This is a genomic window from Streptomyces sp. JJ38, assembly GCF_019303475.1.
Taxonomy (GTDB): Bacteria; Actinomycetota; Actinomycetes; order Streptomycetales; family Streptomycetaceae; genus Streptomyces.
The window spans coordinates 1-18,189 of record NZ_JABLSI010000033.1 but is presented as its reverse complement, the minus strand read 5'-3'; the positions used below and the strand labels follow the sequence as shown (position 1 = coordinate 18,189).

20 protein-coding genes are annotated in these 18,189 nt (G+C 73.3%); 5 read left to right on the top strand and 15 right to left on the bottom strand.

Translation table 11 applies throughout. The features are described 5' to 3' along the window. Positions 1-16: 16 nt before the first annotated feature. The 6 genes from HPT28_RS18115 to HPT28_RS18090 all read right to left on the bottom strand — a co-directional run bounded on the left by HPT28_RS18115 (position 17) and on the right by HPT28_RS18090 (position 6,513). Positions 17-1,771, bottom strand: a complete 1,755-nt coding sequence (locus HPT28_RS18115; RefSeq protein WP_219092170.1) for a threonine/serine exporter ThrE family protein — start codon at positions 1,769-1,771, stop codon at positions 17-19. A gap of 94 nt (positions 1,772-1,865) precedes the next feature. Beyond that, complete coding sequence (locus HPT28_RS18110; RefSeq protein ID WP_219092169.1) at positions 1,866-2,636, bottom strand: MerR family transcriptional regulator; 771 nt, start codon at positions 2,634-2,636, stop codon at positions 1,866-1,868. Positions 2,637-2,740: 104 nt separating this feature from the next. Next, positions 2,741-3,355, bottom strand: a complete 615-nt coding sequence (locus HPT28_RS18105; protein WP_219092168.1) for a PadR family transcriptional regulator — start codon at positions 3,353-3,355, stop codon at positions 2,741-2,743. 67 nt (positions 3,356-3,422) lie between these two features. Further along, on the bottom strand, positions 3,423-3,989 hold the full coding sequence (locus tag HPT28_RS18100; protein ID WP_219092167.1) for a DinB family protein: 567 nt from the start codon (positions 3,987-3,989) through the stop codon (positions 3,423-3,425). Between the two features lie 137 nt (positions 3,990-4,126). Further along, positions 4,127-5,584 carry an aldehyde dehydrogenase family protein gene (locus HPT28_RS18095; RefSeq protein WP_219092166.1) on the bottom strand — a complete coding sequence of 486 codons (1,458 nt, stop codon included), beginning with the start codon at positions 5,582-5,584 and terminating at the stop codon, positions 4,127-4,129. 83 nt (positions 5,585-5,667) lie between these two features. Further along, a complete protein-coding gene (locus tag HPT28_RS18090; RefSeq protein WP_219092165.1) occupies positions 5,668-6,513 on the bottom strand; it encodes a helix-turn-helix transcriptional regulator in 846 nt (281 codons plus the stop codon). 289 nt (positions 6,514-6,802) lie between these two features. Here HPT28_RS18090 and HPT28_RS18085 point away from each other — a divergent pair, with 289 nt between their 5' ends. After that, positions 6,803-7,303 (top strand): ATP-binding protein, encoded by a 501-nt coding sequence (locus HPT28_RS18085; RefSeq protein WP_219092164.1) that lies wholly within the window; start codon positions 6,803-6,805, stop codon positions 7,301-7,303. Positions 7,304-7,470: 167 nt separating this feature from the next. Here HPT28_RS18085 and HPT28_RS18080 read toward each other — a convergent pair whose 3' ends face one another. The 5 genes from HPT28_RS18080 to rpmG all read right to left on the bottom strand — a co-directional run bounded on the left by HPT28_RS18080 (position 7,471) and on the right by rpmG (position 10,031). Further along, positions 7,471-7,710 carry a DUF397 domain-containing protein gene (locus HPT28_RS18080; RefSeq protein ID WP_219092163.1) on the bottom strand — a complete coding sequence of 80 codons (240 nt, stop codon included), beginning with the start codon at positions 7,708-7,710 and terminating at the stop codon, positions 7,471-7,473. A 256-nt stretch (positions 7,711-7,966) separates the two neighbouring features. Then, positions 7,967-8,206 carry a 30S ribosomal protein S18 gene (rpsR, locus tag HPT28_RS18075; RefSeq protein ID WP_219092162.1) on the bottom strand — a complete coding sequence of 80 codons (240 nt, stop codon included), beginning with the start codon at positions 8,204-8,206 and terminating at the stop codon, positions 7,967-7,969. A gap of 67 nt (positions 8,207-8,273) precedes the next feature. After that, positions 8,274-9,446 (bottom strand): GTP-binding protein, encoded by a 1,173-nt coding sequence (locus HPT28_RS18070; RefSeq protein WP_219092161.1) that lies wholly within the window; start codon positions 9,444-9,446, stop codon positions 8,274-8,276. Beyond that, the gene (locus tag HPT28_RS18065; RefSeq protein WP_219092160.1) at positions 9,446-9,706 is read right to left on the bottom strand and encodes a type B 50S ribosomal protein L31; all 261 of its coding nucleotides are present in this window, start codon (positions 9,704-9,706) and stop codon (positions 9,446-9,448) included. The genes HPT28_RS18070 and HPT28_RS18065 overlap by 1 nt, the downstream gene beginning before the upstream one ends. 160 nt (positions 9,707-9,866) lie before the next feature. Then, complete coding sequence (gene rpmG / locus HPT28_RS18060; protein ID WP_219092159.1) at positions 9,867-10,031, bottom strand: 50S ribosomal protein L33; 165 nt, start codon at positions 10,029-10,031, stop codon at positions 9,867-9,869. A 65-nt stretch (positions 10,032-10,096) separates the two neighbouring features. Here rpmG and rpmB point away from each other — a divergent pair, with 65 nt between their 5' ends. From rpmB to HPT28_RS18040, 4 genes are all read left to right on the top strand, one after another. Further along, complete coding sequence (rpmB, locus tag HPT28_RS18055) at positions 10,097-10,333, top strand: 50S ribosomal protein L28 (RefSeq protein ID WP_219092158.1); 237 nt, start codon at positions 10,097-10,099, stop codon at positions 10,331-10,333. 8 nt (positions 10,334-10,341) lie between these two features. Then, complete coding sequence (gene rpsN, locus HPT28_RS18050) at positions 10,342-10,647, top strand: 30S ribosomal protein S14 (protein ID WP_219092157.1); 306 nt, start codon at positions 10,342-10,344, stop codon at positions 10,645-10,647. Positions 10,648-10,832: 185 nt separating this feature from the next. Continuing rightward, entirely contained in the window at positions 10,833-12,797 is a 1,965-nt protein-coding gene (locus HPT28_RS18045; RefSeq protein WP_219092156.1) for an ABC transporter ATP-binding protein, read from the top strand. A 176-nt stretch (positions 12,798-12,973) separates the two neighbouring features. Continuing rightward, a complete protein-coding gene (locus HPT28_RS18040; RefSeq protein ID WP_219092155.1) occupies positions 12,974-14,041 on the top strand; it encodes a rod shape-determining protein in 1,068 nt (355 codons plus the stop codon). Positions 14,042-14,087: 46 nt separating this feature from the next. Here HPT28_RS18040 and HPT28_RS18035 read toward each other — a convergent pair whose 3' ends face one another. The 4 genes from HPT28_RS18035 to egtB form a co-directional block, all read right to left on the bottom strand. Beyond that, positions 14,088-14,642 carry an SRPBCC family protein gene (locus tag HPT28_RS18035; protein WP_219092154.1) on the bottom strand — a complete coding sequence of 185 codons (555 nt, stop codon included), beginning with the start codon at positions 14,640-14,642 and terminating at the stop codon, positions 14,088-14,090. 273 nt (positions 14,643-14,915) lie between these two features. Further along, a complete protein-coding gene (gene egtD / locus HPT28_RS18030) occupies positions 14,916-15,899 on the bottom strand; it encodes an L-histidine N(alpha)-methyltransferase (protein WP_219092153.1) in 984 nt (327 codons plus the stop codon). Continuing rightward, a complete protein-coding gene (locus HPT28_RS18025) occupies positions 15,896-16,843 on the bottom strand; it encodes a class II glutamine amidotransferase (RefSeq protein ID WP_219092152.1) in 948 nt (315 codons plus the stop codon). Before HPT28_RS18025 ends, egtD begins: the two co-directional genes overlap by 4 nt. Next, a partial coding sequence (egtB, locus tag HPT28_RS18020) for an ergothioneine biosynthesis protein EgtB (protein WP_257578853.1) occupies positions 16,843-18,189 on the bottom strand: 1,347 nt, incomplete at its 5' end. The genes egtB and HPT28_RS18025, both read right to left, overlap by 1 nt.

The following is an 18,189-nucleotide window of genomic DNA, read 5'->3' as shown; positions in this document are numbered from 1 at the left end:
CGACGCCCCGCGCGGGTCAGAAGCCGCGGGTGCGCTTGGCGGCGCGGCGGCCCGGGAGCGGCGTCTCGATACCCGGCGAGCTGATGAACAGCCGCGCGAGCTCACCGCCGAGGTTCACCCCGATGGCGATGGCGAGGGCGAGCGCCACGGCCGTCGACAGGTTCGTGAGGCCGCCGTTGAGGTTGCCCTGGGCGATGTCGAGCAGTCCGTAGTAGGTGACGCTACCCGGCAGGAGCGGCCCGATGGCCGCCGTCACGTACGGCAGAGCGGACTCCCACTGGTAGCGGGACATCAGCTGCCCGAACAGGCCCACCAGCCCGGCCGCGACGACGGTGGCGAAGACGGGGTCGAAGTCGGCGGTGTCGGCCAGAGCCCCGTAGACCAGCCAGGCCACGCCCCCGTTGACCGTGGCCCACACGATCGTCGAGCGTTCCTGCTGGAGCAGCACGGTGAACGCCAGCGCGAGCAGGACGGCCGCCATGAGCTGCGTCGCGGGCCGCTCGACGCGGAACACGTCGACCGGCGGGAAGTCACCGCCGACCTGGTCGCCGATGTAGAGGATGGTCAGCACGCCGCAGACGATGCCGACGACGAGGTACACCACTTCCAGCAGGCGGGCCGAGGCGGTGATGTAGAAGCCGGTCAGCCCGTCGTGCACGGCCGCCACCAGCGCCCGTCCGGGAATCAGCGCGAAGAGGCCGCCGGTGACGACCGCCCCTTCCCTGACGTTGTCGAGCAGCGGGTGGTGGATGAGGACCACCGCGACGCCCATCGCCGCCGGAGGCATGGCCGCGGCCACGAACTGGTAGAACTCCGGCAGCCCCCGGCCGGAGGCGAACCAGGCGAGCCGGTCGCCGAGCATCGCGCCGATCGCCGCGAGGATGAACACCGTCGCGCCGCCGCCCACCAGCGTCGCCGCCGCCCCGGCCAGCACTCCGCTGGCCAGGGTGAGGGCGTTCTTGGAGTACGGGTGCCGGTTGCGGCGGATGTCGGCGAGCCGCCGGTAGGACTCCTCCAGGGACAGGTGGTCCGTCTCCGAGGTGATGTCGGCGACCAGCCGGTAGACGGCGCCCAGTCGGGTGTAGTCCGTGCCGCGGCGCCGTACGGTCCGGCTGAGCGTCACCGGGTCGTCCACGAGCGAGGGCTGGTGGGTGACGGAGATGAGGGTGAAGGTGACGGTGGGCTCGCAGCGGTCGAGCCCGTAGGCGTGGGAGATGCCGAACATCGCGGCTTCCACGTCCTCGGCGCCCTCGCCTCCCGCGAGCAGCAGTTCACCGATACGCAGCGTCAGGTCGAGCACGCGCGGCACCGGAACCGGCGCCTCCTCCTCACCCCGGGCCCGGCGCTCGGGCGGCGCGGGACGCTCCGCGAGCGGGAGCCGCACCATGCTGCGCATCCGGTCCTGCCAGGGCGCGTTCCGCCGGGCCGCGAGGCCGGGTACGGGAATCCCGGACGCCGGGGTGAACTGGCCGACGTCGGAGGGCCGCAGCTCGCCGGGCTCGCTGAAGGCGCTGCCGGCCGGCTCCTGGGCGGGCGGGCGGAACCCCTCGGGGAGGGCGAACTCGGAGGTGGGGTGCTCGCTCTCGGGCGGCACCGGGGGCAGCGGGACGCCGAGCGGCGGGGTGAAGGCGCTGTGCGCCTCGTCCGGCCGGCCTCCGGAGCCCTCGGACTCCTCGCCGTCGCTGGGGCGCCCGTCGTGCTCGTGCCTCCGGGAATCCGCGGCCACGTCCCTGTGTCTCCTCTGCTCCTTCCGGTCCTCCCCCAGCAGCATAGGCACAGTCGGCCCGCACGGCCCCCGGGCCCCCGCCGCCGGGCCGGGTGAACCGGCGGCGGGCGGGGGCGCTCGGCTGCGATCCGACGCGGCGTCAGGCGGCCGGATACCCGTGCCGGGCCGCGTTGGCCACGATGGCGTCCCGGACGTAGACCGCCAGGCCGGGGCCGACACGCTCGTAGTGCTCGGTGAACCGGGGGTCGGCCACGTACATCTCACCCAGGCCGACGTGCATCTCGTAGCCGCACTCGTAGCACGTGCGGCACAGGAACCGCCGGTGCTCCTCGGCCAGCTCCATCGCCTCCGGTGAGTCGGGGGCGTCGCCCGAGGCCATCCTCGCGGCGAAACGCTGCTCCAGGGCCTCCTGCTCCTCCTTGAACGACTTCCAGTCCTCCTTGGTCCAGGACGCGGCCCGGCGCTGGGACTCGGCCCAGGCGTCGCTGCCGCCCCAGCGGCGCTCGGCCTCCTCCGCGTACTGCTCCGGATCGAAGTCCCCGAAGACCTCGAACTTCTCCTCGGGGGTGAGGTTGATGCCCATCTTCCGTGCCTCCATGGCTTGCTGGACGGCGGCGGCCATCTTCTGGAGCTGCTCCGCCCGTTCGGTCAGCAGCGCGTACTGGCGCCGCAGATGCTCGTTCGGGTCGGCGTCCGGGTCGTCCAGCAGGACGGCGACCTCCTCCAGGGGGAAGCCCAGCTCCCGGTAGAAGAGGATCTGCTGCAGCCGATCGAGATCGGCATCGCCGTACCTGCGGTGCCCGGCGACGCTCCGTTCGCCGGGCACGAGCAGGCCGATCTCGTCGTAGTGGTGCAGCGTGCGCACGGTGACGCCCGCGAACCCGGCGACCTGACCGACGGAGTAGCTCACGTCCGCCTCCTTGTTCGGTGTGTCGACGTCCACGCTGCCGCCTCACGTGACGTGAGGTGCAAGCCGCTCGGCCGGGCGGGGGAGCCGGGGGCGCTTGGACGGGGTCAGGCGAAGGGGTCGGACGTGTCCTCGGGGAGGACGGTGACCTCGCGCTCGCCCTCACCGGCCATCGTGTAGGCCCCCGCCTCCAGCCGGGCGATCAGGCCCCGGGTCCATTCGGCTCCGGCCGCCGCCGTGTGCACCCACAGCCCCATGATCTCGCCGATGTGGCCCTGCTCGCCGGGGGTGTCCCCCGGGGGCGTCCAGTGCGCGGCGACCTCCTCGCGCCAGGCGTCCAGTGCCTCCACCCGCTGCTTCAGCAGGGCGACGGCCTCCGCCCGGGGCAGGTCCACGAGGAAGCCGACGCCGGAGGTGAGCAGGTCGGGCTTCTCGTCGACGGCGGTCAGGGCGTGACGCAGCATCCGCAGGTACTCCGCGTCTCCCTCGGGCGTCAGCTCGTACTCGGTGCGCGGGGGGCCGCCCGCCGTGCTGGGGGCGATGTCGTGCGCCCGCAGCAGGCCCTGCTTGGCGAGCTGCTTGAGCGCGTGGTAGATCGAGCCGGGCTTGGCGTTCGACCAGCGGTCGGCGCCCCAGTACTCGAGGTCGTTGCGGACCATGTACCCGTGGGCGCGGCCGTGCTGGCGGACGGCGCCGAGCACGAGGAGCCGGATGGCGGACACGTTCCCTCCCGGCCTGTTCCCCGACTGACGTGACGCCGACCAGCCTAGGCTCCATCGTCAACTTTGACTACTCTGGGGACGCCTCCGCCGCGCCCCGGGCCGCGGCCTCCGCCACCAGCTCGAACGCGCCCTTGCCGTCGATCGTCTCCCGGATCACGTCGGCGTGCCCGGCGTGCCGGGCGACCTCCTCGATGAGGTGCAGCAGGGCCCAGCGCCACGAACGCGGCCCGCCCGCCGCCCAGGGGGCGTCCGGCAGGTGGAAGGTGTCGTCGAGCGAGGGCACCTCCCGCACGGCCTTCTCCGTCGCCGCCGCGATCTCCTCGTACCGGGCCAGCACCGCGGCGACGGTGTCGCCCTCCTCCCGGTCGAAACTCCGGGCCCAGCTCGCCTGCACCGCCGGGTCGGTGAAGTCCTGCGGGACGCCGGTCATCGTCCGCAGCCAGCCCTGCTCGGTCAGGGCGACGTGCTTGACCAGACCGGCCGTCGAGCAGGCGCTCGCCGAGGGCGCCGACCACGCCTGCTCCTCGGTGAGCCCGAGCACCGAACGGCGGATGCCGCCGCGCTGGGCGTCGAGGTAGGCGAGGAGGGCGCCGCGTTCGTCACCGTGGGCCTCGGGAGCGACGGGGGTGGGCATGGCGTTCACCTTCCGCGCGGTTCACTGGGCACGGGCCGAGCCCACCGCGAGGGGCACGGCCCTTCACCTCCCAGAAGCCTGAGAGGCGTCACTGGCAACCGACCCCGGCGCCGCACGGGCGCCCGGGGTCGAGCCCTCTAGAACGGGAAGTCGCTGCGGCCGTGCTGGACGCCGACCCACTTCTCCACGGTGAAGGCCTGTACGAAGTGGTCCCCGTTGAGCCGGCCGAGGCCGGAGCTCTTCTCCCCGCCGAACGGGACGATCGGCTCGTCGGCCACCGTGCCGTCGTTGACGTGGATCATGCCGGTGTGGATACGCCGCGCGACGCGCACGCCGCGTTCGAGGTCCGCCGTGTGCACGGCGCCGCTCAGCCCGTAGCGGGAGTCGTTCGCGACGCGGACGGCCTCCTCCTCGCCGTCCACCGGGATGATCACGGCCACCGGGCCGAACATCTCCTCGGTCAGCACCGGGGAGTCGGCCGGGACGTCGGTGAGGACGGTGGGGTGGAAGAGGTTGCCCTCGACCCGGCCGCGCACGAGCGCGGTGGCGCCGCCCTCGACCGCCTGCTCGACGAGCGCGGCCAGCCGGTCGGCGTGGCTCGCGTTGATGAGCGGGCCGACGACGGTCTCCGGCTCGCCCGGGTCGCCGACGGTGAGCGTGCGCACCTTGGCGACGAACTTCTCGGTGAACTCCGCCGCGACCGAGCGGTCCACGATGACGCGGTTGGCGGCCATGCAGACCTGGCCCTGGTGGACGTACCGGCTGAAGACGGCGGCGTCGACGGCGTAGTCGACGTCGGCGTCGTCCAGGACGAGGAAGGCGCTGTTGCCGCCCAGTTCCAGGATGACGTGCTTGAGGTGGGCGGCGGCCACGGTGGCCACGTGCCGGCCGACGCGGTCCGAGCCCGTGAAGGAGATGACGCGCGGGACGGGGTGCTCCAGGAACGCGTCGTCGATCTCGGCGAGGTCGGTGACGACGACGTTCAGCACGCCGCCGGGCAGCCCGGCCTCCTCGAAGATCCTCGCCAGGAGGGTGCCGCCGGTGATGGGCGCGTCCTCGTGCGGCTTCAGCACGACGCCGTTGCCCAGGGCCAGCGCGGGAGCGACGGACTTCATCGCGAGGAAGAGCGGGAAGTTGAAGGGTGCGATGACGCCGACGACGCCGACGGGCTCGCGGTAGAGGCGGTTCTCCTTGCCGTCCACGGGGGAGGCGAGGATGCGCCCGTCGGCCCGGAGTGCGAGGGCCATGGCCTCGCGCAGGGCCTCCTTGGTGAGGTGCAGCTCGAACGCCGCCTTGAGCCGGGTGCCCCCCAGCTCGGCGATGATGGCCTCCGTTATCTCTTCCTCACGGTCCTCGATGACGCGTATCGCCCGCTCGAAGACGAGCCGCCGGGTGTAGGGGTTGACGGCGGTCCAGCCCGGCTGGTGGCGCTCGGCGGCGCGGTAGGCGTGATCGATCTCCGCGACGGTGGCCACGGTGATCGAGCAGAGCTTGTCACCGTTGTAGGGGTTGAGGTCGATGACGTCCCAGGAACCGCTCCCGGACCGCCATTCACCGTCGATGTACTGCTGCGCCAGGTCCGTGAAGTAGGGCATGTCGTTCCTTCGTGAGGTTCCTTACATGCTGAGGACATGCTGAGGGGAGAAGGCCTCTGATCTCACGTCATCGTACGTGCCGATCAAGCGAGTTGACGGATCTTGTGCAGATGGTCGCGGGTTTCCGCGGGCGAGAGGCTGCCGTCCTGGATCAGTCGGTCCAGGACACCGCCGTAGGCCGCGACCTCCTCGGGTTTGTCGAGGTAGAGGGAGCCGGTGAGCTGCTCCAGGTAGACGAGGTCGGGGATCTCGGGCTCGGGGAAGCGCAGCACCGTGAAGGCGCCGGACTCGGCGGGGTGCCCGCCCAGGTCGAAGGGGACGACCTGGAGGTGGATGTTGGGGCGCTCGGAGAGGTCGAGGAGGTGCTGGAGTTGCTTGTCCATGACGGCGGCGCTGCCGAAGGGCCGGCGGAGCGCGGCGTCGTCCAGGACGCACCGCAGCTCGGTCGCGTCGTCCTGGAAGAGGATCTTCTGGCGCTCCACACGCAGGGCGACGCGGCGCTCGATCTCCTCCTTCGACAGCCGCATCGACTTGTGCCCGCTGGCCACGACGGCGTGGGCGTACTCCTCCGTCTGCAGGAGGCCGTGGACGAACTGCACCTCGTAGGTGTCGATCTGGGACGCGGCGCCCTCCAGCCCGACGTACGTCTGGAACCAGGACGGCAGGACGTCGCTGTAGCTGTGCCACCAGCCCGCGACGCTGGAAGCCTTCGCCAGGTTCAGCAGGGGCTCGCGCTCCGCCTCGTCCGTCACGCCGTAGAGCGTCAGCAGGTCCGCGACGTCCCGCGCCTTGAAGCTCACCCGACCCAACTCCATCCGGCTGATCTTGGACTCGGAAGCGCGGATGGAATACCCGGCGTCCTCCCTGGTGACGCCCCGGGCCTCGCGCAGGCGCCGCAGCTGCGAGCCGAGCAGTATGCGGCGCACCATCGAGCCACTCGACCCACCCGTCCCATTTGTGACGCTTGCCACCGGAACACTCCTTATTTGATCAGACAAGCTCCCCGACCCGAGAGCCAGTCTGCCATCTTTGGGCTCCGTTGCGTGCCCAACTGGTTACACAGAATCGAAAGTTCTTCGTGCACGTGCATCTGCCCTTGCATCCGCCGCAAGCATTGGGAACCATGGGAGGAGCCCAAGTGCACTAAGTGCCAACAGATTTGGGTTCCCGCCGCCATCCGGGGACGCAATCGCCGTCACAGTCAGGGGGACCTCGTTCATGGGGACTGAAGGAACGACGGTTCTCGACCCGTTATGGCGAAGTCTTCCCCCACTCGACCCGGGGACACTGTCCGGCTCCGCCTCCTGCGGCCTTCCACCGCACTTCGAAGCGGTGCGCACGGCACGTGAGTTCACCCGTACCACCCTCGCCGGGTGGGAGCTCGACGACGCCTGCGAGAACGTCACTCTCGCCGTCTCGGAGCTGGTGACCAACGCTCTGCGGCACGGCCTGGCCCACACGGACGCTCCCCCGGCGGACCCGCCGGTGCGGCTGCACCTCATGCGCTGGGCCTCACGGCTGGTCTGCGCGGTGCGCGACCCGAGCCGGGAGGCGCCCGTCTCCGGCAACCCGGACGCGTCCGGGTTCGACGAGAGCACGGCGGAGTCCGGCCGCGGGCTGTTCCTGGTCGACGCCTTCAGCGACAGCTGGGGTTGGCAGCCCCTGCACGGCACGCTGCCGGGCAAGGTCGTCTGGGCGCTCTTCCGCGTCGGCGCGTAGGCGGGAACCTGCGCCTGCGCCTGGGAGGTCCGCGCCGAGGACACAGGCCGACAAGCACCACGCCCGACACAGGGCCAGCCCCCGGCAAGGGGCTGGCCCTGCACGCGCGTCGCGGGCCCGCCGAGGCCGCGAGCGCGGTTCCCCGCACTCCTCTCGGGGCGGCCCCGTCAGTCGGCTATGAGGTGGTCGAACTCGCCGTCCTTGACGCCCAGAAGCATCGCCTCGACCTCGGCCGTGGTGTAGACGAGCGCCGGGCTGTCCGGAAATCGGGAGTTGCGCACGGCGATGTCACCACTCGGGAGTTTGGCGAACTCCACGCACGTGCCCTGGGAATTGCTGTGCCGGCTCTTCTGCCAGGTGACCCCCAGAAGGTCCGCTGCGGCCATGCCGTTGTACGCCTGCTGCATGAGGACTCTCCCGGGTCGGTCAATGCCGGTTGTGCGGTCAACTACCCGGGATCATAACGTCGTTCAATTGCACATGCATGTGCGGATGCACGTGCACGACAATGGGTTGCGGCCCGGCTACCGGCTGATGTACGAGGTGGGCACACTCTCGTCCGGCACACACCCGGGCGTGCGGGCGGGCACCGCCCTCCCACGCACCCGTAGACGCGTCACGCGGCATTCGGGTTCCCCGCACCGGCCCGCACAAACCCAGCGCTCAGCGCGAGCAGTAGGGCAACAAGCCCATTTCCCGGGCGTTCTTGATGGCCCGGGCGAGCTGACGCTGCTGCTGTGCGGTGACCCGCGTCACCCGGCGGCTGCGGATCTTTCCCCGGTCGGATATGAACTTCCGCAACAGATCGGTGTCCTTGTAGTCGATATAGGTGATCCCGGCGGCGTCCAGCGGATTAGGGCGCGGACGGGCGGGCTTGCGCGCGTCGGAACGACGACGGGGCATCAGCGGTCCTTCGGTCGGGGTTGGTCGGGGCCGGGGTTCCGGGAGACCGGGTTCCGGAGACGGGGATTCAGGAGACCGGGTCGAGGAGGGCGTCGAACGCCGGGGGCAGACTGCGCCAGGCGTCGGGCCCGGCCGCGTACTCGGCGTCCGTCAGCAGACAGGAGTCCAGCACCGCGCGGAGGTTGTCGCGGTCCAGGTCCGGCGAGGTGAACACGAGGTGCTGGGCGCGGTCGCCGTGCTCGGGGTGCCAGTCCAGGGCCGCGGCGGCCCGCCGGGTGGCGGGCACCAGGTCCCAGGCGGCGTCCGGGAGGGCGGCCAGCCACGGGCCCGCGCTCTCCACGCACAGGGCGCCGCCCGCCGCGTCCCAGCTCAGCAGGGTGTCCGGGCGGTCGGCCAGCCAGAACCGGCCGCGGCTGCGGGCCGCCGCACAGCAGAGGTCCTCCAGTGCCGCGTACAGGCGCCCGGGATGGAAGGGCCGTGTGCGGCGCCAGACGAACGTGCCCACGCCCGCGAGCTCGACGGGGTCCGGGTGGTGCTCGGTGTCCTGCGGAAGCCGCGCGGACGCCGGGTGCTGGCGGGCCGCTGCCGCCGCCACGTCGAAGGGGTCGCGGCCACCGGTGACGGCGGCGGGGAACCCCTCGCTCTCGACCCGGACCCGCAGGGCGCCGGGGGTGAGCTGCGCCAGCAGCGCGTGGTCCTCGGCATCGCCCGGCTCGGGGCCTTCGGCGAGGGCGAGCAGCGTCGGGTACTCGAGCTGTCGGGCGAAGGTGTCGGCGACGGTCCGCCGGTCACCCGGAGCGGCGGCCAGCCCGACCTCGGCGAGGTCGTCCCCGTTGCCCAGGCAGGGGAGCAGCAGGGCCGGGTCGACGACGGTGACGACGCCGGTGAGCCGCACCTCCTCGTGCCCGCAGTCGGCGATGACCTCGGCCATGGAACGGGGCTCCACGGAGTCCCACAGCTCGACGACGGCCAGCCGGTGCGTGCCCGCACCGGCCAGCCGGACGAGCTCGGGGACGAGGTCCGCCCGCAGGGCGCAGCACGCGCAGTCGTTCACGAGCGGGGTCTGCCCGGAGTCGAGCAGGCCGCCGCGTTCCCGGACCGTCCGGCGCACCGAACCGTCCTCCGCCGTCGTCAGGTCGTGGTGGAGGACGACGCTGCCGGGGACGGCGGAGAGGAGCCGGTCGACGGCGGCGCGGCGGGCGTCGGCGTGCAGCCCGCACACGATGACCACGGGCAGCATCAGCGGTCCTCGCGGCCGGCGGCGCCGTAGCGGCGCTTGAACCGCTCCACGCGGCCCTCGGTGTCCACGACCCGGGTCGTGCCGGTGTAGAAGGGGTGGCTCGCGGAGGAGATCTCCACGTCCACGACGGGATAGGTGTTGCCGTCCTCCCACTCGACGGTCTGCTCGCTGGTGGCGGTGGACCGGGTGAGGAAGGCGAAGTCCGCCGAGCGGTCACGGAAGACGACAGGGCGGTAGGGCGGGTGGATTCCGGGCTTCACGTCCGGCTCTCCTCTCTCTGGATGGGCTCGGCTCGGCGCTCGGAGGCGGCTGGGCGCTCGCACACGGCTCGGCGCATCGCGACCCGGCGCTCGCGGCCGGGACGACGCCCGGCCCGGCGCTCGCGTCCGGAGCGAGGCGCGACCCGGCGCTCTCGCGCGCTCAGCGCTCCTCGCGGAAGTCGACGTGCCGACCCGCGACGGGGTCGTACTTGCGCAGGGTCAGCCGGTCGGGGTTGTTCCGCCGGTTCTTGCGCGTCACGTACGTGTAGCCGGTGCCGGCGGTGGACTTGAGCTTGATGACGGGGCGGACGTCGTTGCGTGGCATGGCGGGTACTATACACAAACGAAAACCGTTTTCATTATCGATCACATTCCGAGGAGGCACCCGCCTTGTCCGCCCACTGCCAGCTCACCGGCCGCGCGCCGGTCTTCGGCAAGCAGATCTCCCACTCCCACCGGCGCTCGTCGCGCCGGTTCGACCCGAACATCCAGCGCAAGCGCTACTGGCTCCCCAGCGAGGGCCGCCACGTGCGGCTCACGCTGAGCGCGAAGGGCCTGCGCACCGTGGACGCCATCGGCATCGAGGCGGCCGTGGCCCGCATCCGCGCCCGCGGCGGAAAGGTCTGAGGCCCGCCATGGCAAAGAAGAGCAAGATCGCGAAGAACGAGCAGCGCCGCGCGGTGGTGGCCCGGTACGCGGACCGGCGCGCCGAGCTGAAGCGGACCATCGCCTCCCCCGCGACGTCCGACGCCGAACGGCTCGCCGCCCAGCGGGAGCTGCGCCGCCAGCCGCGCGACGCCAGCGCGACCCGGGTCCGCAACCGGGACGCCGTGGACGGGCGCCCGCGCGGCCACCTGCGCCGGTTCGGCCTCTCCCGCGTCCGGCTCCGCGAGCTGGCCCACGCGGGCATGCTCCCCGGCGTCCGCAAGTCGAGCTGGTAGCGGCCCGGGCGGCCGCGGGGACGGCGGGACGCGCGCGCGGACCGGGCCCCGGGGCCGAGCAGTCTCCCCGCTCGGCCCCGCGGCCCTCGCCGTTCCGGTGACTCCGTGGGAACAGGTTGACCTCGAGCATGGTTCAACTTCTAGCGTCGACGGTGTCGAGTTCGCCCGTCGCGCAGGAGGCCCCCATGTCCATGCAGATGACCGCGTGGCACGCCCTGTACAACGCCCGCCACGCCGCCGAGGACCAACGCCCCTTCTCCAGAGCCACCCTCGGGCGGATCGCCCGGTTCGCCCGCCCCCACCGGCGGCTGATCGGGCTCTTCCTCGCCTTCAGCACCCTCGCCGCCGGGCTCGCGGTGGCCACCCCGCTGCTGGCGGGGCGGGTGGTGAACGTCATCGTCGAGGGGGAGGACCGCAGGGCCGTCGTGCTGCTGGCCGTCCTCATCGCGCTGATCGCCCTCGCGGAGGCCGGGATCGGGCTGCTGACGCGCTGGCTGTCCGCCCGGATCGGCGAGGGCCTCATCCTCGACCTGCGCAGCGCGGTCTACGACCACGTCCAGCGGATGCCGGTCGCCTTCTTCACCCGCACCCGCACCGGCGCCCTGGTCAGCCGGCTCAACAACGACGTCATCGGCGCCCAGCGGGCCTTCAGCGACACCCTCTCCGGGCTGGTCTCCAACCTCGTCACCCTGCTGCTGACGCTCGGCGTGATGCTGCGGCTGTCCTGGCAGATCACGCTGCTCTCCCTCGTCCTGCTGCCCGTCTTCATCCTCCCGGCGCGGCGCATGGGCACCCGGCTCGCCCGGCTCTCCCGGGAGGCGGCCGACCACAACGCGGTGATGAGCACACAGATGACCGAGCGGTTCTCCGCGCCCGGCGCCACCCTGGTGAAGCTCTTCGGACGGCCCGAGGAGGAGTCCGCCGAGTTCCTGCGGCGGGCGGGGCGGGTCCGCGACATCGGGGTGCGGATCGCCATGCTCCAGATGTCCTTCGTCACGGCGCTCACCCTCGTCTCCGCGCTCGCGCTCGCCCTCGTCTACGGGGTCGGCGGCTGGCTCGCCGTCGGCGGCGGGCTCGCGGCGGGGACCGTCGTCTCACTCGCCCTCCTGCTCACCCGCCTCTACGCCCCGCTCACCGCGCTGGCCGGGGCCCGGGTCGAGGTCATGACCGCGCTCGTCAGCTTCCAGCGCGTCTTCGAGGTGCTCGACCTCAAGCCGCTGATCCAGGAAGCGCCCGACGCCGTTCCCGCGCCCGAGGGTCCCGCGTCCGTCGAGTTCGACGCCGTCGACTTCGCCTACCCGGCCGCCGACGCCGTCTCCCTCGCCTCCCTGGAGGAGGTCGCGACGCTGGACTCCCGCGGCGGCGAGCAGGTCCTGCACGACATCTCCTTCCGCGCCGAGCCCGGCCAGCTGGTGGCGCTGGTCGGCTCCTCCGGAGCCGGCAAGTCCACCATCGCGCAGCTGGCCGCCCGGCTGTACGACGTCGACGAGGGCGCCGTCCGCGTCGGCGGCGCGGACGTACGCGGGCTGACGGCCCGTTCGCTGCGCCACACCGTCGGCATGGTGACCCAGGACGGCCATCTCTTCCACGACACCATCCGCGCCAACCTTCTCCTCCCCCGGCCCGAGGCGGGCGAGGACGAGCTGTGGGACGCGCTGCGCAGGGCCCGGCTGGACGAGCTGGTCGCCTCCCTGCCCGATGGTCTGGACACGGTCGTCGGCGAACGCGGCTACCGGCTCTCCGGCGGCGAACGGCAGCGCCTCACCATCGCCCGGCTGCTCCTCGCCCGGCCCCGCGTCGTGATCCTGGACGAGGCCACGGCCCACCTGGACACCACCTCCGAGGCCGCCGTGCAGGAGGCCCTCACCGAGGCGCTCGCCGGGCGCACCGCCATCGTCATCGCCCACCGGCTGTCCACCATCCGGCAGGCCGACCAGATCCTCGTCCTCGAAGCGGGCCGCATCGTGGAGCGCGGCACCCACGACGAGCTGCTCGCCCGCTCCGGCCGCTACGCCGAGCTGCACCGCACCCAGTTCGGCGGCCGGGGCCAGGGCGTGCCCGACGCCCCGGACGCGCGGGAGACCCCGGACGCGCGGGAGACCCCGGACGCGCCGGAGGCTTCCGGCGCCCCGGCCGCCCTGGGCTCCTGACGGACCGTGGACACACCCCGACGGCCGCCGCCGCGGCGCGAACCGACACCGCGTCAGACCGCCGCTCGCCGATCGGGGTGCCGTCGTGATCCGTACGGCTCAGCCCCGCGAGCGGGGTCGCGGCGTCGCGCGGACGATAAGGGCACCTGTCACCTCGCGCGGGGAGAAAGAGCGCCGTGAACTTCAGCTACGAGCAACTGCGCCGCTGCACCGTCGCCGTCGACCTGGGCGCCGACCGGACGCGGGTCTACCTCCGGCAGTCCGGCGTCGTCGTGGACGAGCCCTCCGTCGTCGCCGTCGACACCCGTTCCGGCGCGCTCATGGCCGTGGGCACCCCGGCCCGGCGGATGCACGGCCGCACACCCCCGCACATCCGGGTGGTCCGCCCCATCGCCGACGGGACGGTGCACGACGTCCGGATGGCGCAGCGCATGCTGCGGGCCATGGTCGGGGAGAAGGTCCGCCGGGCCTGGCGGCGCCGGCCGCTGTTGCGGGCCGCCATGTGCGTGCCGCACGACGCCGACCCGCTCGCCCAGCGCTCCGCGATCGAGACGCTCACCGGGCTGGGCTGCCGTCGGGTGGAGCTGGTCGACACGCTCGTGGCCGCGGCCGTCGGCTGCGGGCTCCCCGCGGAGCAGCCCGAGGCGACCATGATCGTGCTGTGCTGCGCCGACACCACCCACGTCGCGGTGCTCTCGCTGGGCGCGATCGTCGCGGCGGGCCGGGTCGGCGTCGGCGGCGAGACCCTCTACACCGCCATCGGCCGCCACCTGCGCAACCACCACGGGATCACCGTCCCCTCGGAGACGGTGCGAACCCTGCACGCCGAGGCGGTGGCGACGGGGACGGGCGGGCACTCCGGCGGCGGGGACGGCCTCGTCGTCCACGGCCGCGACGCGGGCACCGGGCTGGCCCGGCTGATCCGCGTCGGCGCCCAGGACCTCCTCACCGCGACGCACGCTCCGCTCATGGCGGTCGTGGACACGATCCGGGGCATCCTGCACCGCTGCCCGCCCGACCTCGTGGCCGACCTCGCCGACCGCGGCATCATGCTGGCGGGCGACTACGCCGAGCTGCCCGGCCTCACGGACCGGCTGCGCCAGTCGACGTCCATGACCGTGAGCGTCGCCGAGGACCCGGCGGCCGGCGCGATCAACGGCGTGACGGCGATGATCGAGGGCACGGCGCGCCCGCTCTTCATCCCGTCCCTGAACGCCCTGGACGCCCTGGACGGTCTGCGCTGACCGCCGCCCCGCCCGTTCGGGGGGGTGAGCCGCCCGAACGGGCGGGCTACGACAGGGACCGGCTGCGGCTGAACCGCCGGCCGGCGAGCGCGGGCCGCGGCTGCGGCCCGATGGCCCCGGACCCGGGATCGAAACCGACGTCCGCCGTGCCCGCGGTGCCGGTCAGCACCTCGTGGAGCCGCTGCACGTCCTCCGGCAGATCACGACGCCAGCCGAACGCCACCACCGGCCAGAGCGCGAGCATGCCTCCGGTGAGCCAGGACGTCACCTGCACGCCCACCCGGCAGCCCGCGCCCTGGGGCCACAGGCGGAAGTCGTAGCGCGGGACCTGGCTGCCCAGGGGCGTCCACATGCGCTGCCCGAGGAAGCCGATCCTGCGGTACCGCTCGTAGGCGCAGCATTCGAGGCGGAAGTCGCGGTGGCGGCCGGGGAAGCGGTAGCGGTACACGCAGCCGTTCCCGTAGGCGGGGCCGAAGGGATCGGTACCGCGGATCTCCATGACGCCGGAATGCCAGCGAGGCAGATTCCGCCCGTCGGACAGGAAGACGAAGACCTCGTCGACGGGTAGCGGAATCGAGACATAGACCTGCACCTGCGGCATCGCGGCACCTCCTGCGAACGGCACGCGCCGAAGGGCGCGCACCCGCTCCCGACCCGGGTGTACCTGTGTGCTTTCCAGGCTGCGGTGATACGTGTGCTATGTCCCGTCTGGTTGACCCGTTCGGGCGACGCCCCATGCCCCGCGTCCAGCCCCGTCCGTCGGTCCGCGCTCCCGCCCCACGAGCACGCGAACGGCGGCACCGGGCCGGGCCCGGTGCCGCCGTTCGCGCGGGTGCGAGCGCCCCGCGAGAGCGCCCCGCCTGAACCCTCCGGCTCAGCCCTCCGGCTCGGCCAGCAGGAGCGCGAAGCGCGACTCGGAGTCCGTCCACCAGCGGCGCAGGGCAAAGCCCGAGGCCGCCAGCTCCCGGGTCAGCTCCTCGCGGCGGAACTTCACCGAGATCTCCGTCCGCAGCTCCTCGCCCCGCTCGAACTCGACGGTCAGGTCCAGCGCGGGGACGGCGACCGACTGGGCGAAGCGGGAGCGCAGCCACATCTCGATGCGGGACTCCTCCTCGTTCCACAGGGCACGGTGGTCGAACGCGTCCGTGTCGAACGTGGCTCCCAGCTCCCGGTTGAGGACCTCCAGGACGTTCTTGTTGAACTCGGCCGTGACGCCCTGCGCGTCGTCGTAGGCGGGGACGAGGACCTCGGCGGACTTGACCAGGTCGGCGCCGAGCAGCAGCCCGTCGCCCGGGCCCAGTTGCGAGCGCAGAGCGGCGTAGAAGGCCCGGCGCCCGGCCGCGTCCAGGTTGCCGAGGGTGCCGCCGAGGAAGGCGACGAGCCGGGGGGCCTCGCCCGGCAGGGTGAGGTCCACCTCGTAGTCGGTGACGGCCGCCTCCACCCTCAGCTCCGGGTAGTCGACGGCGAGGACCTGCCCCGCCGCGGCCAGGGCGTCCTCGCTGACGTCCAGCGGTGCGTACAGCTCCAGGCCGCCGCGCGCCGTCAGGGCGTCCAGCAGGAGCCGCGTCTTGCTGGAGGAGCCGGAGCCCAGCTCCACCAGCGTGCGCGCGGGCGCCGCGGCGGCGATCTCCTCGGCCCGCTCCTCCAGGATCTCCTGCTCGGCGCGGGTGGGGTAGTACTCCGGCAACCGGGTGATCTGCTCGAAGAGTTCACTGCCGCGCCGGTCGTAGAACCACTTGGGCGGCAGCGTCTTCGGCCGCCCGGTGAGCCCCTTGAGGACGTCGGAGCGCAGGGCCTCGGTCTGGTGGTCGGCGGCGAGGCGGTGGGTGAGGCGGAAGCTGTCGGGGCTGGTGGTCATGGCGTGCGTGTCCTCTCGAAGAGCTCCGGGGCGGCGACCGCGGTCTCCGGGGCGCGGGCCGCGTCCCGTCCCGGCGCGGGGCCGACGGGCGGATCTGCGCTGAAGGGTTCGGTGAGGGAGGCCGCGCGGGCCTCGGCCAGCGGGGTCGTGCGGACCGCGGCGGGCGTGGCGACCAGCAGGGAGTCCTCCGGCACCTCGCACCAGCCCTCGGCCGCGTCCGGCTCGGAGGCCACCACCACGGCGCCCTCGCTCCGCCGGTACCACAGCGTGTCCCCGAAGCGGGTGGCCGTGACGGTGCGGCCGTCGGTGAGCAGGAGGTTGAGGCGTGCCGGCGGACGGACGGCGGCGACGGCGAGGACCAGCTCCGCCAGGACGCGCCCGGCCGGCTGACCGGAGCGCAGCCGGGAGCGCGCCAGCGTCCACAGCAGTGCCGTGTCGCAGCGGGCCTCCATGGCGAGGAGGTCGGCGGGCGCCGGGCGCAGGGCGGGCTCGTCGGCGAGGCGGGTCCAGTCGGGGACGGAGCCGTTGTGGCTGAACAGCCAGGGGCCGTCCGCGTAGGGCGCCGCGGCGCTCTCGTCCTGCGTCGTCCCCGCCGTGGCGTCACGCACGGCGGCGAGCACGGCGTGGCTGCGGATCGTCCGGGCCAGGTCCGGCAGGTTGCCGTCGGCCCAGATCGGGACGGCACGGCGGTAACGGGCGGGGTACGCCCCGTGCCCGCCCGCTCCGTCGGGGCCGCCCGCTCCGTCGGCGCCGCCCGCTCCGTCGGGGCCGCCCGCTCCGTCGGGGCCGCCCGGGTACCAGCCCACGCCGAAGCCGTCGGCGTTGACGGTGCCGTGCCGCTGTCGGCGCGGCGCCCACGACTGCTCGTACAGGCCGTGCCTCGTCTCGGTGAGCAGCCGGGCCAGCGGCACCGGCGGCCCCAGATAGGCCAGATGACGGCACATCAGGACGCTCCCTCCCCGGGCCCGGCGTCCCGCGCCGTGCGGAAGCCGGCGAAGATCTGCCGCCGCACCGGGTAGTCCCAGTTGCGGAACGTGGACCGGCAGGCGACGTGCGCGGTGCCGAACGAGCCGCCGCGCAGCACCTTGTACGCGGAACCGAAGAACACCTCCGAGTACTCACGGTAGGGGAAGGCCCGGAAACCCGGGTGGCCGGTGAAGTCCGAGGCCGTCCACTCCCAGACGTCGCCGAGCAGTTGCCGGGCGCCGCAGGGTGCCTGCCCCAGGGGGTAGGCACCGGCCGGCGCGGGCTCCAGGTGCCGCTGGCCCAGGTTGGCGTGGTCGGGGCCCGGGTCGGCGTCGCCCCACGGGTAGCGGTGCGAGCGGCCGGTGGCCGGGTCGTGGCGCGCGGCCTTCTCCCACTCGGCCTCCGTGGGCAGCCTGCGCCCGGCCCAGCGGGCGTAGGCGTCGGCCTCGTACCAGCTCACGTGCACCACCGGGCGGTCCAGCGGAACCGGCTCGACGTGGCCGAAGCGGCGGCGCGTCCACCGGCCGTCCTCGTCTCGGCGCCAGAACAGCGGGGCGCGCAGCCCCGTCCGGCGTACGTGGGCCCAGCCCTCGGGGTGCCACCAGCGCGGGTCCTCGTAACCACCGCCGTCGATGAACGCGAGGTAGGCGGCGCCCGTGACGGGGGTGGTGTCCAGCCAGAAGGCGGGCACGTCGACCCGGTGAGCGGGACTCTCGTTGTCCAGGGCCCAGGGCTCGTCGTCGGTGCCCATCGTGAACGGGCCGCCGGGGACGAGGACCTCGCCGGGCAGGCTCTCCCCGGCGGGTGCGGACGGCGGCGGCTCGGCGTGCAGGACGGCGGGGCCGCGGCGCAGCTGGTGGGTGGCGAGCATCGTCTCGTCGTGCTGCTGCTCGTGCTGGGCGATCATCCCGAAGACGAACGCCGAGCGGGTCAGCGGTTCCGCCGCGTCCAGGTCGGCACCGGCGAGGACCCCAAGCGCCCGGTCGCGGACCTCGGCGACGTAGGCGCGTGCCTGCTCCGGGTGCAGCATCGGCAGCGCCGGGCGGTCGGCGCGCGGGGTGCGGAAGGCGTCGTAGACGGGGTCGAGGTCGGGCCTGACCCCCGGTCCGCCGTCCGCCCGGCGCAGCAGCCACAGGTCCTCCTGGTTGCCGATGTGCGCCAGGTCCCACACGAGGGGGGACATGAGCGGGGAGTGCTGGGCGGTGAGCCCGGCCTCGTCCAGGCAGTCGACGAGGCCCAGCGTGCGGGCGCGGGCGGCCCCGAGCGCGTCGAGCGCGCGGCGGCGCAGAGCCTCGGGCCCCGCGCCGGGCGGCGGCGCGGGGGC

What these genes read in the sequence shown, in the direction of transcription:
- HPT28_RS18115 (WP_219092170.1), bottom strand. Translation starts at nt 1,771, where the DNA reads ATGCTGCTGGGGGAGGACCGGAAGGAGCAGAGGAGACACAGGGACGTG.
- HPT28_RS18100 (WP_219092167.1), bottom strand. Translation starts at nt 3,989, where the DNA reads ATGCCCACCCCCGTCGCTCCCGAGGCCCACGGTGACGAACGCGGCGCC.
- HPT28_RS18095 (WP_219092166.1), bottom strand. Translation starts at nt 5,584, where the DNA reads ATGCCCTACTTCACGGACCTGGCGCAGCAGTACATCGACGGTGAATGG.
- HPT28_RS18090 (WP_219092165.1), bottom strand. Translation starts at nt 6,513, where the DNA reads ATGGTGCGCCGCATACTGCTCGGCTCGCAGCTGCGGCGCCTGCGCGAG.
- HPT28_RS18085 (WP_219092164.1), top strand. Translation starts at nt 6,803, where the DNA reads ATGGGGACTGAAGGAACGACGGTTCTCGACCCGTTATGGCGAAGTCTT.
- HPT28_RS18080 (WP_219092163.1), bottom strand. Translation starts at nt 7,710, where the DNA reads ATGCAGCAGGCGTACAACGGCATGGCCGCAGCGGACCTTCTGGGGGTC.
- rpsR (WP_219092162.1), bottom strand. Translation starts at nt 8,206, where the DNA reads ATGCCCCGTCGTCGTTCCGACGCGCGCAAGCCCGCCCGTCCGCGCCCT.
- HPT28_RS18070 (WP_219092161.1), bottom strand. Translation starts at nt 9,446, where the DNA reads ATGCTGCCCGTGGTCATCGTGTGCGGGCTGCACGCCGACGCCCGCCGC.
- rpmG (WP_219092159.1), bottom strand. Translation starts at nt 10,031, where the DNA reads ATGCCACGCAACGACGTCCGCCCCGTCATCAAGCTCAAGTCCACCGCC.
- rpsN (WP_219092157.1), top strand. Translation starts at nt 10,342, where the DNA reads ATGGCAAAGAAGAGCAAGATCGCGAAGAACGAGCAGCGCCGCGCGGTG.
- HPT28_RS18045 (WP_219092156.1), top strand. Translation starts at nt 10,833, where the DNA reads ATGTCCATGCAGATGACCGCGTGGCACGCCCTGTACAACGCCCGCCAC.
- HPT28_RS18035 (WP_219092154.1), bottom strand. Translation starts at nt 14,642, where the DNA reads ATGCCGCAGGTGCAGGTCTATGTCTCGATTCCGCTACCCGTCGACGAG.
- egtD (WP_219092153.1), bottom strand. Translation starts at nt 15,899, where the DNA reads ATGACCACCAGCCCCGACAGCTTCCGCCTCACCCACCGCCTCGCCGCC.
- HPT28_RS18025 (WP_219092152.1), bottom strand. Translation starts at nt 16,843, where the DNA reads ATGTGCCGTCATCTGGCCTATCTGGGGCCGCCGGTGCCGCTGGCCCGG.